Below are 12,377 nucleotides of genomic sequence, written 5' to 3'. Positions count from 1 at the left end.
GGGGTCCCTATGGCCCCCTTTTTATCGCGATGCTGTTGATTGCTAGCCGATAAAAATCGCCTGGTGTAACAGGTTTTTGCTTGACAGGGGTTGGGGGCAGACTTAGAATCTCGCCTCCATTTTTCCGGGTCCCGATGTGCGGGATTCGATGGCTCTTTAGACAGTTGGAGTTTGATTCCATGCAGGATCAGCGTATTCGTATTCGCCTGAAGGCTTTTGATCACAAGCTGATTGATGCTTCCACGCAGGAAATTGTTGAGACGGCAAAGCGTACCGGGGCCCAGATTCGTGGACCGATTCCCCTGCCAACTCGCAAAGAACGTTTTACTATTTTGATTTCGCCGCATGTTAACAAAGATGCGCGTGATCAATATGAAATCCGTACCCACAAGCGGTTACTGGATATTGTTGAGCCGACAGAGAAAACTGTTGATGCCCTGATGAAGCTGGATCTGGCCGCAGGTGTTGAGGTTCAAATTAGCCTGACATAAGCGGTACTGAAAACCCATGTCCTGCCAACGCAGGGCGTGTGTAACGCTCTGAAATGGGCGGCCATAGCGGGTAAAAGCCCCGTACACTATGAGGTTAGACAAATGACTATTGGTATAGTCGGCCGCAAATGCGGCATGACACGTGTGTTTACTGAGGATGGCGCCTCAATTCCGGTCACTGTGATCGAGGCGGAGCCCAATCGCATTACTCAAATCAAAACCGATGAGACTGACGGTTATATCGCCGTGCAGGTGACTGCTGGTGCCCGTCGAGCCTCCCGTGTCAGTAAATCCCAGGTTGGTCATTTTGCCAAAGCTGGTGTTGAAGCGGGTAGAGGTTCTTGGGAATTGCGTGTCGAAGGTTTGCCTGAAGATTTGAAGGTTGGTGGCAACATCACCGTTGAGCAATTCGAGGCGGGTCAGAAAGTCGATGCTACCGGCACTTCTAAAGGCAAGGGTTTTCAGGGTGTGATCAAGCGCTGGAACTTCAGCATGCAAGATGCGACGCACGGCAACTCATTGTCACACCGTGCTCCCGGTTCAATCGGTCAGTGTCAGACGCCTGGCCGGGTATTTAAAGGCAAAAAAATGTCTGGGCACATGGGTGCTGAACGTGTTACCACGCAGAATCTCGAAATTGTCCGTATAGACGCTGAACGTAACCTGCTCCTGATCAAGGGTGCTGTACCTGGTGCGCCAGGTGGTGACGTGATCATTCGTGCTGCTGTGAAGGGCTGAGGGGATCGCCGATGGAATTAACGATAGCTACTCCCAAAGGCAGCGCAGGAACCATAGAGGTTTCTGAGGTCGCGTTTGGTAAAGAATTTAATCAGGATCTGGTGCATCAGGCAGTGACTAGCTACCTGGCAGGTGCCCGTCAGGGTACTCGGGCGCAAAAAACTCGCGCAGAAGTCAGCGGTGGTGGCAAGAAGCCCTGGCGCCAGAAGGGTACGGGTCGTGCCCGTGCCGGTACTATTCGTTCGCCAATCTGGCGTACCGGTGGTGTGACATTTGCCGCCAAGCCCCAGGATCACTCGCAAAAGCTGAACCGCAAGATGTATCGCGCTGCGCTCAGATCCATACTGTCAGAGCTGGCCCGTCAGGATCGCTTGGTGGTGGTGGAATCCTTTGATGTGGATCAGCCAAAAACCAAAGCCTTGATTCAGAAACTGGGTGAGTTTGGTGTTCAGGATGTGCTGATTGTGACTGAAGAGGTGACAGAAAATCTGTACCTGTCCTCACGTAATTTGCACAAGGTCGATGTGCGTGATGCAGTTGGTGTTGATCCTGTCAGTTTGATCCATTTTGAAAAGGTGTTGGTCACAGTGCCTGCACTGAAAAAAATTGAGGAGATGCTGATATGAATCAAGAGCGCATCTTTAAAGTGTTGTTGGGGCCGCATATTACGGAAAAGACATCCCTTGCTGCCGATCGTCAAAATCAAGTCGCTTTCAAAGTTGCTACCAATGCGACCAAGCTTGAAATAAAGGCAGCTGTTGAAAAACTGTTTGATGTCGTAGTGATGGATGTTCGTGTCGCCAAGGTCAAGGGTAAAACCAAACGGACGCGCTTTGGTTTGGGTAAACGCTCTGACTGGAAAAAAGCGTATGTACGTCTTGCGCAGGGTCAGGACATTGACTTTGCAGTAGCTGCTGAATAAGGGGTTGTTGAGATGCCAGTCGTAAAGAGAAAGCCAACGTCTCCCGGTCGCCGATTTGTTGTCAGTGTTGTCAACCCGAATCTGCATAAGGGAGAACCCTATGCGCCGTTGCTGGAGAAGAAAACCAGAACAGGTGGGCGCAATAACAATGGCCGAATTACAACACGCCATATTGGTGGTGGTCATAAACAGCATTACAGGCTGATCGATTTTAAACGTAGTAAGGACGGTATTCCGGCAAAAGTCGAGCGCCTGGAATACGATCCCAACCGTACACCCTATATTGCGCTGGTTTGTTATACCGATGGTGAGCGCCGCTACATTATTGCTCCCAAGGGTTTAAAAGATGGCGATCTGATCCAGTCCGGTGTCAGTGCGCCGATCAAGGTGGGAAATACGCTACCTCTCAGAAACATACCGGTGGGTAGTGTTATCCATTGTGTCGAGATGAAACCCGGTAAGGGTGCGCAGTTGGCGCGCAGTGCAGGTACTTCTGTGCAGCTGGTTGCCCGTGAAGGTCAATACGCCACCTTGCGCCTGCGCAGCGGTGAAATGCGCAAAGTGCCGGTGGATTGTCGTGCGACCATTGGTGAAGTTTCCAACAGCGAGCACAGTCTGCGCTCGCTGGGTAAAGCTGGCGCATCTCGCTGGCGTGGTGTTCGCCCCACCGTTCGAGGTGTGGTTATGAACCCGGTCGATCACCCCCATGGTGGCGGTGAAGGTCGTACATCCGGTGGGCGTCATCCGGTGACACCATGGGGTATTCCGACCAAAGGTTACAAGACCAGAAAAAACAAGCGCACAACTAATATGATCGTGCGCCGTCGCGGCAAGTAATTGATAGAGAAGAGGAAAATATAGTGCCACGCTCTCTCAAGAAAGGACCTTTTATCGACCTTCACCTTGTGAAAAAGGTTGATGAAGCGCAAGAAAAAAATGACAGACGTCCGATCAAAACCTGGTCGCGCCGTTCGATGGTCAGTCCGGATATGGTCGGCTTGACTATTGCCATACACAATGGTCGTCAACACGTACCAGTGTTGGTGAATGAGGAAATGGTGGGGCACAAATTAGGTGAATTTGCCCCTACTCGGACTTATCGCGGCCACGTAGCGGACAAAAAGGCCAAGCGTTAAGCTGGTGTTTAAGAGGTAGATGACTGTGGAAGTAGCAGCAAAATTACGCGGAGCCAGATTGTCGGCGCAAAAGGCGCGTCTGGTGGCTGATCAGGTGCGTGGAAAGCCTGTAGAGGAAGCGCTGGATATATTGGCTTTTAGCGCCAAAAAAGGTGCGGCGATTATCAAGAAGGTGCTCGAGTCTGCTATTGCAAATGCTGAGCATAATGAAGGCGCGGATGTTGATGAACTTCGTGTATCGACAATTTTTGTCGATGAAGGCACCACCATGAAACGCATCAAACCCCGTGCCAAGGGTCGTGCTGACCGCATATTCAAACGCTCTTGTCACATTACCGTGAAAGTTGCCGATGAGGAGACCGTTTAATGGGTCAGAAAGTACATCCAACAGGCATTCGTCTGGGTATTGTTAAAAAACATACCTCTATCTGGTACGCCGGACAGAAAGATTATGCAGACAAACTGAATGCTGACTTGAGTGTTCGCGAGTTTATCAATAAAAAACTTGCCCATGCCTCTGTCAGCCGAATTGAAATTGAGCGCCCCGCACAAACGGCGAGAATTACTATTCATACTGCCCGTCCTGGCATTGTGATCGGTAAGAAGGGTGAAGATGTTGAGGCGCTGCGCAACGAGGTTTCTGCCCAAATGGGTGTTCCCGTGCATATCAACATTGAGGAAGTTCGCAAGCCCGACCTTGATGCCACCCTGGTGGCCCAGAATGTCGCTCAGCAATTGGAGCGTCGCGTTATGTTTCGTCGCGCCATGAAGCGGGCGGTACAGAATGCCATTCGGCAGGGTGCAAAAGGTATCAAGATCCAGGTCGGTGGACGTCTTGGTGGTGCTGAAATTGCACGCTCAGAATGGTATCGCGAAGGTCGTGTTCCCCTGCACACCCTGCGGGCCGATATAGATTATGGCACTGCAGAAGGTTCAACTACTTACGGCATTATTGGCGTAAAAGTATGGATCTTTAAGGGCGAAGTGATTGGTGGTGAAGAGGCGGCGCAAGTGCCAGCCAAGAAAACACCGACTAAAAAGAAGTAAGTTTGCGAGTTAAGGGTCAAGCGAGATGCTGCAACCGAAACGTACAAAATTCCGTAAGCAACACAAAGGCCGCAACCGTGGTCTGGCATTGCGCGGTAGCAAGGTAAGCTTTGGCGAATTTGGTCTGAAGGCCATAGGTCGTGGTCGTCTGACTGCGCGTCAGATTGAATCTGCCCGTCGTGCCATGACCCGTCACATCAAGCGTGGTGGCAAGATCTGGATTCGGGTTTTTCCCGATAAGCCGATCACCAATAAACCACTTGAAGTGCGGATGGGTAAAGGTAAGGGGAGCGTTGAATACTGGGTCGCTCAAATTCAGCCCGGCAGAGTGCTTTATGAAATGGAAGGTGTTTCTGAAGTAATCGCTCGCGAGGCCTTTGCACTCGCGGCAGCCAAGTTGCCGGTTCAAACTACCTTTGTTAGACGGTCGGTAATGTAATGAAAGCCATCGAATTGCGTGAAAAAACAGTTGAAGAACTGAATCAGGAATTGAGCAAGCAGCTAGAGCAGCAATTCAAGTTGCGTATGCAGGCTGCCACTGGTCAGTTGGGACAGAGCCACAAGGTCAAAGAAGCGCGTGTCAATGTTGCGCGTATCAAGACTGTGCTGAACGAAAAAGCGGGTAACTAAGATGAGTGAAGCAGAAAAAAATGCTCGCACGCTCACTGGTCGAGTTGTTAGTGACAAAATGAATAAATCAGTCACTGTGCTGATCGAGCGCCGGGTCAAGCACCCGGTCTATGGAAAAATCGTGAGCAAATCCACTAAGGTTAAAGCTCACGATGAAAGTAACGATTGTCGTCAGGGTGATCTGGTGACTATTGCGGAAACTCGTCCACTGTCCAAAACAAAATCCTGGACGCTGGTCAAGATTGATGAGCGTGCGACCGAAGTTTAATCGGTACGCAGCAGTAACGGGTTCGGAGAGAGACAATGATTCAGACAGAAAGCTATCTGGATGTGGCTGACAACAGTGGTGCTCGTCGGGTGATGTGTATCAAGGTTTTGGGTGGTTCACACCGCCGCTACGCCAGCGTGGGTGACATTATCAAGGTAACTGTCAAAGAAGCCATACCCCGTGGCAAAGTAAAAAAAGGTCAGGTTATGAATGCAGTTGTGGTGCGTACCCGTAAGGGTGTTCGTCGCCAAGATGGCAGCCTGATCAAGTTTGATGACAATGCAGCTGTTCTGTTGAATCAGCAGCTCGCGCCGATTGGTACCCGTATTTTTGGGCCGGTTACACGTGAGCTGCGCGGCGAACGTTTCATGAAAATTATCTCACTGGCGCCTGAAGTTCTGTAAGGCCGGGGGCGAGGAAAGGGTTATGCGCAAGATTAAACGTGATGATGAAATCATCGTGACAGCCGGTAAAGATAAAGGCAAACGTGGCAAGGTACTCAAGGTGCAGGCCGATGGTCGTCTGTTGATCTCCGGTGTGAATATCATCAAAAAACATCAGAAACCAAATCCTCAGATGAATGTTCCTGGTGGAATCATTGAGAAAGAGGCACCGATTCAGTCCTCGAATGTTGCAATTTATAATCGTGCAACCAGTAAGGCGGACCGTGTGGGCTTCAAAGTGCTCGAAGATGGTAAGAAAGTTCGTATTTTTAAATCCAACGGCGAAGCCGTTGACGCCTAATTTGACAGGAAACTGACATGGCAAGGCTGAGAGAAGTCTACAAGAGTGAAATTGCTTCCAAGCTTAAAGAAGAGCTGGGGCTGGCAAATGTAATGCAGGTGCCAAGGATCACTAAAATCACACTAAACATGGGTGTGGGTGAAGCGCTGGGCGATAAAAAAGCCCTTGAAAATGCGGTGGCGGATATGACGTTGATCGCTGGGCAAAAGCCGGTCGTCACCAAAGCACGCAAGTCAATCGCCGGGTTCAAAGTCCGTGAGGGTTGGCCCATCGGTTGCAAAGTGACTTTGCGGAGTGATCGTATGTACGAGTTTCTCGAACGCCTGATCTCTCTGGCGATTCCAAGAATCAGGGATTTTCGAGGTGTCAGCCCGAAATCCTTTGACGGTCATGGGAACTTCTCCATGGGTGTCACCGAGCAAATCATTTTTCCTGAAATTGAGTACGATAAAGTGGATACGTTGCGTGGACTGGATATCACCATTACCACCACCGCCCGCAATGACGATGAAGGCCGGGCTCTGCTCCGTGCTTTCAGTTTTCCGCTGAAAGGTTGAGGTAAGTTATATGGCAAAGACATCCATGATCGAGCGCGAGAAAAAACGTGCACGTATTGTTGCGAAATACGCTGAAAAGCGTGCCGAGTTGAAAGCAATCATTTCCAATGCCTCGCTTTCTGATGAAGAGCGTTGGGATGCTCAGGTGAAGTTCCAACAATTGCCACGTAATGCCAGCCCTTGCCGTCAGCAGCGTCGTTGTCGTCAAACCGGTCGTCCCCATGGTGTCTATCGTAAATTTGGTCTGTGCCGCAATAAGCTTCGTGAAGCTGCCATGCGCGGAGATGTTCCAGGCCTGGTTAAGGCCAGTTGGTAAGCAGCGTCGCGAATTAAGGAATTAATCAGATGAGTATGCAAGATACCCTGGCAGATATGTTGACCCGCATCCGCAACGCGCAGATGTCGGCAAAAAAATCTGTCACTATGCCGTCCGCCAAATTGAAAGTGGCTGTTGCCCAGGTTTTGAAGGACGAAGGTTATATTACTGATTTCAGTGTTGCGGATGGTGCCAAGCCGGAGTTAACCCTGGTGCTGAAATACTTTGAAGGTAAACCGGTGATCGAAACGATTACCCGTTACAGTAGGCCGGGCCTTCGCCAGTATTCAGGTTCAGACAAACTGCCAAGTATTCGTGCTGGCTTGGGTGTAGCTATCGTCTCCACAAGTAAAGGTGTGATGACTGATCGTGCTGCCCGTGCTGCCGGTATTGGCGGTGAGGTTCTCTGCACAGTTTTCTAATGGGATAGTCGAGATGTCTAGAGTTGCAAAAAACCCGGTTACCATACCGGCTGGTGTGGAAGTAAAACTCGGCACTAATGAGATTTCAGTCAAGAGTGGTTCAAAAGCCCTCTCGTTGGCTGTTAATCAACAGGTAGAAATCAAGCAGGACGATAACCTGTTGACCTTTGCTGCGCGTGATGGAAGTAAGCAGGCGAATGCCATGGCCGGAACGACCCGCTCATTGGTCAACAATATGGTTCTGGGTGTTGGTGAGGGTTTCGTCAAAAAGCTACAGCTAATTGGCGTGGGTTATCGTGCCCAGGCGCAGGGTGGCAAAATCAATTTAACGCTGGGCTTTTCCCACCCCGTTGAATATCAACTGCCTGACGGTGTTTCAGTAGAGACACCGAGTCAGACAGAAATTTTATTGAAGTCGGCAGATAAGCAGCTGCTTGGACAGGTAGCATCAGAAATACGTGCTTTCCGTCCACCTGAGCCCTACAAAGGCAAAGGAGTTCGCTATGCGGATGAGCAGGTACGTCGTAAAGAAGCGAAGAAGAAGTAGGTCAAGATCATGAGCGACAAGAAACAATCACGTTTGCGTCGTGCACGTCGTGCCCGCTGCAAGATACAAGAACTGGGCGCGAATCGTCTCTGTGTGAACAGAACGCCGCGTCACATTTATGCGCAAGTTATATCGCCTTGTGGCGGCTTGATTCTGGCCAGTGCTTCAACGCTGGACAAATCACTGCGTGCCGGTAAAACCGGCAATACGGATGCGGCTAAGGGTGTCGGCGCTCTGATTGCAGAACGTGCCAAGCAGGCAGGTGTCACTCAGGTTGCATTTGACCGGAGTGGTTTCAAGTATCACGGACGCGTTAAAGCGTTAGCCGATGCCGCTCGTGAAGCCGGCCTGGAATTCTAAAGGTTTATTGTTATGTCTAGAGATCAGAGAGATACGTCAGCCGGTGAAGAAGGGCTGCAGGAAAAACTGGTTGAGGTTAATCGGGTCGCCAAAACTGTAAAAGGTGGTCGGATATTTGGTTTTACTGCGCTGACTGTCGTTGGTGATGGTAACGGCAAAGTTGGATTTGGTCGCGGTAAGGCGCGTGAAGTGCCCCAGGCCATTCAGAAAGCCATGGAGGCTGCTCGTCGCAATATGATTCAGGTGGATTTGAAAGGTACTACTATTCAGTACCCTACCAAGGCCAACCATGGTGCATCCAAAGTCTATATGCAGCCGGCCTCTGATGGTACTGGCGTTATTGCTGGTGGTGCTATGCGCGCGGTGCTGGAAATTGCCGGTGTGCAAAACGTATTGGCAAAATGCTACGGCTCTACCAACCCTGTCAATGTTGTTCGCGCAACATTTAAAGCATTGCAAGAAATGAGTTCACCAGAAACAGTGGCAGCAAAGCGCGGTAAGAGCGTAGAAGAGATACTGAATTAAGTACGGCGGTTGCCGCGTTAAGTACAAAACGGAAGCTTTACCATGACAAAAGCTAAGAAAATCAAGGTTACTCAGGTGCGCAGCGTACATGGCCGACTTGCAGCTCATAAGGCGTGTGTAGCAGGTCTGGGTTTGCGTCGCATCAACCACACTGTAGAGGTCGAAGACACTCCTTCAGTTCGTGGCATGATTAATAAAGTTCACTATATGGTTAAGGTTGAGGGAGTATAGACATGCGTCTGAATACGCTAAGTCCCGCACCAGGCAGAATCAAGGAAGGCAAACGTGTCGGCCGAGGTATTGGCAGTGGCTTGGGTAAAACTGCTGGTCGTGGCCACAAGGGCCAGAAAGCACGTTCCGGTGGAAGTGTTCGCCCGGGTTTTGAAGGCGGACAGATGCCCTTGCAGAAACGTTTGCCGAAGTATGGCTTCACTTCCCGTATTTCCCGCGTTACGGCTGAAATCCGTTTGAGTGAATTGAATAGCGTCTCCGGTGATCTGGTCGACATCGCAACATTGCGTGCTGCAGGTTTGATTAATGCATCAATTACCCGCGCGAAGGTTTTCATGTCCGGTGAAGTGGATCGGCCCGTTACTGTTAAAGGCTTGCGTGTAACCAAAGGTGCTCGTGCTGCGATTGAAGCAGCTGGCGGCAAAGTTGAAGAGTAAAGCCTGATGGCAAAACCCGGAAACATGCCGCAGGGCAATACTAAAGGTTTGGGCGAGCTTTGGGCTCGCCTTCGCTTTTTGTTTGTAGCGCTGGTAATTTACCGTATCGGGACTCATATCCCGGTGCCGGGCATAGACCCGGACCGACTGGCTGACCTGTTCAGTCAGAATCAGGGAACAATCATCGGCATGTTCAACATGTTTTCCGGTGGTGCCTTGGAGAGAATGAGTATCCTAGCACTTGGCATCATGCCCTATATTTCGGCATCGATTATCATGCAGTTGTTGACAGCTGTAACGCCGTCGCTGGAGCAGTTAAAAAAAGAGGGTGATGCTGGTCGACGCAAAATTAACCAGTACACGCGTTACGGGACTGTGCTGCTTGCTACTGTTCAGGCTATTGGTATGTCAGTAGGTCTGGCGGGACAAGGGTTGGCTTTTTCCGCAGACTTCAGCTTTTATTTTATTGCTGTAGTATCGCTGGTGACTGGTGCTGTGTTTATGATGTGGCTCGGTGAGCAGATCACGGAGCGGGGCGTTGGAAACGGTATATCGATGCTGATTTTTGCCGGCATTGCAGCAGGCATCCCGTCTGCAATTGGCCAAGCATTTGAATCATCGCGGCAGGGTGAATTGCATATACTCGCCTTGCTGGTCGTAGGCGTTTTGGCAATCGCCGTGGTTTATTTTGTTGTGTTTGTCGAGCGTGGACAGCGCCGCATCACTGTGAACTACGCACAAAGACAACCTGGAAGAGGTCCAGCACAAACCAGCCATCTACCTCTGAAAGTGAATATGGCAGGTGTTATACCGGCAATTTTCGCCAGTAGCATTCTGTTGTTCCCTGCGTCAATTGCGCAATGGTTTGGGCAGGGGGCAGATAGTCCGGATTGGTTGCAGGACGTTGCATTATTTCTCGGGCCAGGCCAGCCGTTGCATGTACTGCTGTTTGCTGGGTTGATTATTTTCTTCTGTTTTTTCTATTCGGCATTGATGTTTAACCCGAAAGAAATGGCGGATAACCTTAAGCGGGGTGGGGCGTTCTTACCTGGTATTCGTCCCGGCGAACAAACTGCGCGTTATATCGACGGTGTCATGACAAAGTTGACCCTGGTCGGTGGTTTGTATATGGCGGCTGTATGCTTGCTGCCGCAATTTTTGAATATTTATTTTAATGTGCCCTTCTATCTGGGTGGCACCTCATTGCTGATTGTTGTCGTTGTTACCATGGATTTCATGGCTCAGGTCCAATCTCATTTGATGTCACGTCAGTATGAATCGCTAATGAAGAAATCGAATCTGAAAGGTTTTGGCAGCGGGATTCGCTAGTTGAAGTTGAGGTGTTCCTATGAAAGTGCGTGCTTCGGTAAAAAAAATGTGCCGCAACTGCAAGGTTGTTAAGCGCAAGAGTGTTGTGAGAGTGATTTGTAGTGCAGAACCCCGCCATAAACAACGGCAGGGTTAGTCGTAGACAGATATTGATTTTTTGTGCCTTCAGCGCTATCCTTTTGCGCCTTTTTGGCCAGCCCTGTGGGCTGTTAAAGCAAGTTGACGGCAGTTAAACATAAAAGTGGAGTAAAGTGATGGCCCGTATTGCCGGTGTCAACATCCCAGATAATAAACATGCGGTGATTTCACTTACCTATGTTTTCGGGATTGGTCGCAGTTCAGCCCGTGCCATTTGTGCCCAGGTTGGTATTGCCGAGGACGTTAAGATTTCCGATTTGAGCGATGAGCAGATGGACGCTGTCCGTAATGCTGTTGGCGATCATACAGTTGAAGGTGATCTGCGTCGCGAAGTCAGCATGAGCATCAAGCGTTTGATGGACCTGGCCTGTTATAGAGGTCTCCGTCACCGCCGTGGTCTGCCGCTGCGCGGTCAACGCACCAAAACGAATGCGCGTACCCGTAAAGGCCCTCGCAAGCCCATCAAGCGATAGGAAAGACAAATGGCAAAGCCTGGACAAAAATCGACTCGAAAAAAAGTCAAAAAGACAGTTGTTGATGGTGTGGCGCATATTCACGCTTCATTCAACAATACGATCGTAACGATTAGTGATCGTCAGGGTAATACCCTGAGCTGGGCTACCTCTGGTGGTTCTGGCTTCCGCGGTTCACGGAAAAGTACGCCTTTTGCTGCACAGGTAGCTGCAGAGCGTGCTGGCCTCGCTGCACAGGAATACGGATTGAAAAATCTGGATGTCCAGGTGAAAGGCCCCGGGCCCGGACGTGAGTCTGCCGTGCGCGCACTGAACAATGCAGGCTTCAAAATTACCAATATCACCGACGTAACACCGATCCCGCACAACGGCTGTCGTCCGCCGAAAAAGCGTCGGGTATAAGAGGATAGTTAACTAATGGCAAGATATCTTGGACCGACTTGTAAGCTTTCCCGACGCGAAGGCACGGATCTTTTTCTTAAGAGTGGTATTCGTCCACTGGAGTCAAAGTGTCGCGCAGAAAGTGCACCCGGCCAACACGGTCAACGTCGTGGTCGTCTTTCTGATTATGGCGTTCAGTTGCGCGAAAAACAAAAAGTGCGTCGACTTTACGGCGTATTGGAAAAACAATTCCGCAATTACTACAAGGAAGCGGCCCGCATAAAAGGTGCAACCGGTGAAAACCTGCTGCAGCTGCTTGAGCGCCGTTTGGACAACGTTGTTTACCGCATGGGCTTTGGTTCTACGCGTGCAGAGGCTCGTCAACTTGTTGCTCACAACTCTATTCAAGTGAATGGCAAAAAGGTCAATATCCCCTCATACAGAGTAATGGATGGCGACGTGGTGAGCATTCGTGAAAAATGTAAAAAACAGTTACGTATTCAGTCTGCGATGCAAATTGCTTCGCAGCGAGGATTGGTTGACTGGATGGAAATAGATGCGAATAAGTTGGAAGGTGTGTTCAAGCGCAATCCGGTGCGCAGCGATCTCCCTGCTGAAATCAATGAAAACCTCATTGTTGAACTTTACTCGAAGTAAAGAACTGAAGGCTGAAAACCAGTTAAGC

26 protein-coding genes are annotated in these 12,377 nt (G+C 50.1%); all 26 read left to right on the top strand.

Annotated features, from left to right (window positions below):
- The first annotated feature begins 179 nt into the window (after positions 1-179).
- The 26 genes from rpsJ (at position 180) to rpsD (ending at position 12,349) form a co-directional block, all read left to right on the top strand.
- A complete protein-coding gene (rpsJ, locus tag U740_RS02010; protein WP_036861018.1) occupies positions 180-491 on the top strand; it encodes a 30S ribosomal protein S10 in 312 nt (103 codons plus the stop codon).
- Between the two features lie 102 nt (positions 492-593).
- Complete coding sequence (rplC, locus tag U740_RS02005; protein ID WP_036858673.1) at positions 594-1,229, top strand: 50S ribosomal protein L3; 636 nt, start codon at positions 594-596, stop codon at positions 1,227-1,229.
- Between the two features lie 11 nt (positions 1,230-1,240).
- The gene (gene rplD / locus U740_RS02000) at positions 1,241-1,855 is read left to right on the top strand and encodes a 50S ribosomal protein L4 (RefSeq protein ID WP_036858672.1); all 615 of its coding nucleotides are present in this window, start codon (positions 1,241-1,243) and stop codon (positions 1,853-1,855) included.
- The gene (gene rplW, locus U740_RS01995) at positions 1,852-2,151 is read left to right on the top strand and encodes a 50S ribosomal protein L23 (protein WP_036858671.1); all 300 of its coding nucleotides are present in this window, start codon (positions 1,852-1,854) and stop codon (positions 2,149-2,151) included. Before rplD ends, rplW begins: the two co-directional genes overlap by 4 nt.
- Before the next feature lie 12 nt (positions 2,152-2,163).
- Positions 2,164-2,988, top strand: coding sequence for a 50S ribosomal protein L2 (rplB, locus tag U740_RS01990; RefSeq protein WP_036858669.1), 825 nt, complete (start codon positions 2,164-2,166; stop codon positions 2,986-2,988).
- 23 nt (positions 2,989-3,011) lie between these two features.
- A complete protein-coding gene (rpsS, locus tag U740_RS01985; protein WP_036858668.1) occupies positions 3,012-3,287 on the top strand; it encodes a 30S ribosomal protein S19 in 276 nt (91 codons plus the stop codon).
- Between the two features lie 25 nt (positions 3,288-3,312).
- Positions 3,313-3,654, top strand: coding sequence for a 50S ribosomal protein L22 (rplV, locus tag U740_RS01980; protein WP_036861017.1), 342 nt, complete (start codon positions 3,313-3,315; stop codon positions 3,652-3,654).
- Positions 3,654-4,334 (top strand): 30S ribosomal protein S3, encoded by a 681-nt coding sequence (rpsC, locus tag U740_RS01975; protein WP_036858667.1) that lies wholly within the window; start codon positions 3,654-3,656, stop codon positions 4,332-4,334. Before rplV ends, rpsC begins: the two co-directional genes overlap by 1 nt.
- A 25-nt stretch (positions 4,335-4,359) precedes the next feature.
- On the top strand, positions 4,360-4,773 hold the full coding sequence (gene rplP / locus U740_RS01970; RefSeq protein ID WP_036858666.1) for a 50S ribosomal protein L16: 414 nt from the start codon (positions 4,360-4,362) through the stop codon (positions 4,771-4,773).
- Positions 4,773-4,964 (top strand): 50S ribosomal protein L29, encoded by a 192-nt coding sequence (gene rpmC, locus U740_RS01965; RefSeq protein WP_036858665.1) that lies wholly within the window; start codon positions 4,773-4,775, stop codon positions 4,962-4,964. The genes rplP and rpmC overlap by 1 nt, the downstream gene beginning before the upstream one ends.
- A gap of 1 nt (position 4,965) precedes the next feature.
- Complete coding sequence (gene rpsQ / locus U740_RS01960; protein WP_036858664.1) at positions 4,966-5,232, top strand: 30S ribosomal protein S17; 267 nt, start codon at positions 4,966-4,968, stop codon at positions 5,230-5,232.
- Between the two features lie 35 nt (positions 5,233-5,267).
- Positions 5,268-5,636, top strand: coding sequence for a 50S ribosomal protein L14 (gene rplN / locus U740_RS01955; protein WP_036858663.1), 369 nt, complete (start codon positions 5,268-5,270; stop codon positions 5,634-5,636).
- Positions 5,637-5,658: 22 nt separating this feature from the next.
- A complete protein-coding gene (gene rplX, locus U740_RS01950) occupies positions 5,659-5,976 on the top strand; it encodes a 50S ribosomal protein L24 (RefSeq protein ID WP_036858662.1) in 318 nt (105 codons plus the stop codon).
- A gap of 17 nt (positions 5,977-5,993) precedes the next feature.
- On the top strand, positions 5,994-6,533 hold the full coding sequence (gene rplE, locus U740_RS01945; RefSeq protein ID WP_036858661.1) for a 50S ribosomal protein L5: 540 nt from the start codon (positions 5,994-5,996) through the stop codon (positions 6,531-6,533).
- Between the two features lie 10 nt (positions 6,534-6,543).
- Positions 6,544-6,849: a 30S ribosomal protein S14 gene (gene rpsN / locus U740_RS01940; RefSeq protein ID WP_036858660.1), complete on the top strand. Its 306-nt coding sequence runs from the start codon at positions 6,544-6,546 to the stop codon at positions 6,847-6,849.
- A 29-nt stretch (positions 6,850-6,878) separates the two neighbouring features.
- On the top strand, positions 6,879-7,271 hold the full coding sequence (rpsH, locus tag U740_RS01935; protein WP_036858659.1) for a 30S ribosomal protein S8: 393 nt from the start codon (positions 6,879-6,881) through the stop codon (positions 7,269-7,271).
- 13 nt (positions 7,272-7,284) lie between these two features.
- Complete coding sequence (gene rplF, locus U740_RS01930) at positions 7,285-7,818, top strand: 50S ribosomal protein L6 (protein ID WP_036858657.1); 534 nt, start codon at positions 7,285-7,287, stop codon at positions 7,816-7,818.
- A gap of 9 nt (positions 7,819-7,827) precedes the next feature.
- Complete coding sequence (gene rplR, locus U740_RS01925; RefSeq protein WP_036858656.1) at positions 7,828-8,178, top strand: 50S ribosomal protein L18; 351 nt, start codon at positions 7,828-7,830, stop codon at positions 8,176-8,178.
- Positions 8,179-8,190: 12 nt separating this feature from the next.
- Positions 8,191-8,703: a 30S ribosomal protein S5 gene (rpsE, locus tag U740_RS01920; protein WP_036858654.1), complete on the top strand. Its 513-nt coding sequence runs from the start codon at positions 8,191-8,193 to the stop codon at positions 8,701-8,703.
- A 42-nt stretch (positions 8,704-8,745) separates the two neighbouring features.
- Complete coding sequence (gene rpmD, locus U740_RS01915) at positions 8,746-8,934, top strand: 50S ribosomal protein L30 (RefSeq protein WP_036858653.1); 189 nt, start codon at positions 8,746-8,748, stop codon at positions 8,932-8,934.
- Between the two features lie 2 nt (positions 8,935-8,936).
- On the top strand, positions 8,937-9,371 hold the full coding sequence (rplO, locus tag U740_RS01910; RefSeq protein WP_036858652.1) for a 50S ribosomal protein L15: 435 nt from the start codon (positions 8,937-8,939) through the stop codon (positions 9,369-9,371).
- Positions 9,372-9,377: 6 nt separating this feature from the next.
- Positions 9,378-10,700 carry a preprotein translocase subunit SecY gene (gene secY / locus U740_RS01905; protein WP_036858651.1) on the top strand — a complete coding sequence of 441 codons (1,323 nt, stop codon included), beginning with the start codon at positions 9,378-9,380 and terminating at the stop codon, positions 10,698-10,700.
- A 19-nt stretch (positions 10,701-10,719) separates the two neighbouring features.
- A complete protein-coding gene (rpmJ, locus tag U740_RS11955) occupies positions 10,720-10,836 on the top strand; it encodes a 50S ribosomal protein L36 (protein WP_081890805.1) in 117 nt (38 codons plus the stop codon).
- Positions 10,837-10,954: 118 nt separating this feature from the next.
- Positions 10,955-11,311, top strand: a complete 357-nt coding sequence (rpsM, locus tag U740_RS01900) for a 30S ribosomal protein S13 (protein ID WP_036858650.1) — start codon at positions 10,955-10,957, stop codon at positions 11,309-11,311.
- A gap of 9 nt (positions 11,312-11,320) precedes the next feature.
- Positions 11,321-11,713, top strand: a complete 393-nt coding sequence (gene rpsK, locus U740_RS01895) for a 30S ribosomal protein S11 (RefSeq protein WP_036858649.1) — start codon at positions 11,321-11,323, stop codon at positions 11,711-11,713.
- A gap of 15 nt (positions 11,714-11,728) precedes the next feature.
- A complete protein-coding gene (gene rpsD / locus U740_RS01890) occupies positions 11,729-12,349 on the top strand; it encodes a 30S ribosomal protein S4 (RefSeq protein ID WP_036858648.1) in 621 nt (206 codons plus the stop codon).
- Positions 12,350-12,377: the final 28 nt, after the last annotated feature.

This window comes from Porticoccus hydrocarbonoclasticus MCTG13d (assembly GCF_000744735.1).
Taxonomy (GTDB): Bacteria; Pseudomonadota; Gammaproteobacteria; order Pseudomonadales; family Porticoccaceae; genus Porticoccus; species Porticoccus hydrocarbonoclasticus.
This window is presented reverse-complemented; position numbering and strand designations above follow the sequence as displayed.

What these genes read in the sequence shown, in the direction of transcription:
- rpsJ (WP_036861018.1), top strand. Translation starts at nt 180, where the DNA reads ATGCAGGATCAGCGTATTCGTATTCGCCTGAAGGCTTTTGATCACAAG.
- rplC (WP_036858673.1), top strand. Translation starts at nt 594, where the DNA reads ATGACTATTGGTATAGTCGGCCGCAAATGCGGCATGACACGTGTGTTT.
- rplD (WP_036858672.1), top strand. Translation starts at nt 1,241, where the DNA reads ATGGAATTAACGATAGCTACTCCCAAAGGCAGCGCAGGAACCATAGAG.
- rplW (WP_036858671.1), top strand. Translation starts at nt 1,852, where the DNA reads ATGAATCAAGAGCGCATCTTTAAAGTGTTGTTGGGGCCGCATATTACG.
- rplB (WP_036858669.1), top strand. Translation starts at nt 2,164, where the DNA reads ATGCCAGTCGTAAAGAGAAAGCCAACGTCTCCCGGTCGCCGATTTGTT.
- rpsC (WP_036858667.1), top strand. Translation starts at nt 3,654, where the DNA reads ATGGGTCAGAAAGTACATCCAACAGGCATTCGTCTGGGTATTGTTAAA.
- rplP (WP_036858666.1), top strand. Translation starts at nt 4,360, where the DNA reads ATGCTGCAACCGAAACGTACAAAATTCCGTAAGCAACACAAAGGCCGC.
- rpmC (WP_036858665.1), top strand. Translation starts at nt 4,773, where the DNA reads ATGAAAGCCATCGAATTGCGTGAAAAAACAGTTGAAGAACTGAATCAG.
- rpsQ (WP_036858664.1), top strand. Translation starts at nt 4,966, where the DNA reads ATGAGTGAAGCAGAAAAAAATGCTCGCACGCTCACTGGTCGAGTTGTT.
- rplN (WP_036858663.1), top strand. Translation starts at nt 5,268, where the DNA reads ATGATTCAGACAGAAAGCTATCTGGATGTGGCTGACAACAGTGGTGCT.
- rplX (WP_036858662.1), top strand. Translation starts at nt 5,659, where the DNA reads ATGCGCAAGATTAAACGTGATGATGAAATCATCGTGACAGCCGGTAAA.
- rplE (WP_036858661.1), top strand. Translation starts at nt 5,994, where the DNA reads ATGGCAAGGCTGAGAGAAGTCTACAAGAGTGAAATTGCTTCCAAGCTT.
- rpsN (WP_036858660.1), top strand. Translation starts at nt 6,544, where the DNA reads ATGGCAAAGACATCCATGATCGAGCGCGAGAAAAAACGTGCACGTATT.
- rpsH (WP_036858659.1), top strand. Translation starts at nt 6,879, where the DNA reads ATGAGTATGCAAGATACCCTGGCAGATATGTTGACCCGCATCCGCAAC.
- rplF (WP_036858657.1), top strand. Translation starts at nt 7,285, where the DNA reads ATGTCTAGAGTTGCAAAAAACCCGGTTACCATACCGGCTGGTGTGGAA.
- rplR (WP_036858656.1), top strand. Translation starts at nt 7,828, where the DNA reads ATGAGCGACAAGAAACAATCACGTTTGCGTCGTGCACGTCGTGCCCGC.
- rpsE (WP_036858654.1), top strand. Translation starts at nt 8,191, where the DNA reads ATGTCTAGAGATCAGAGAGATACGTCAGCCGGTGAAGAAGGGCTGCAG.
- rpmD (WP_036858653.1), top strand. Translation starts at nt 8,746, where the DNA reads ATGACAAAAGCTAAGAAAATCAAGGTTACTCAGGTGCGCAGCGTACAT.
- rplO (WP_036858652.1), top strand. Translation starts at nt 8,937, where the DNA reads ATGCGTCTGAATACGCTAAGTCCCGCACCAGGCAGAATCAAGGAAGGC.
- secY (WP_036858651.1), top strand. Translation starts at nt 9,378, where the DNA reads ATGGCAAAACCCGGAAACATGCCGCAGGGCAATACTAAAGGTTTGGGC.
- rpmJ (WP_081890805.1), top strand. Translation starts at nt 10,720, where the DNA reads ATGAAAGTGCGTGCTTCGGTAAAAAAAATGTGCCGCAACTGCAAGGTT.
- rpsM (WP_036858650.1), top strand. Translation starts at nt 10,955, where the DNA reads ATGGCCCGTATTGCCGGTGTCAACATCCCAGATAATAAACATGCGGTG.
- rpsK (WP_036858649.1), top strand. Translation starts at nt 11,321, where the DNA reads ATGGCAAAGCCTGGACAAAAATCGACTCGAAAAAAAGTCAAAAAGACA.
- rpsD (WP_036858648.1), top strand. Translation starts at nt 11,729, where the DNA reads ATGGCAAGATATCTTGGACCGACTTGTAAGCTTTCCCGACGCGAAGGC.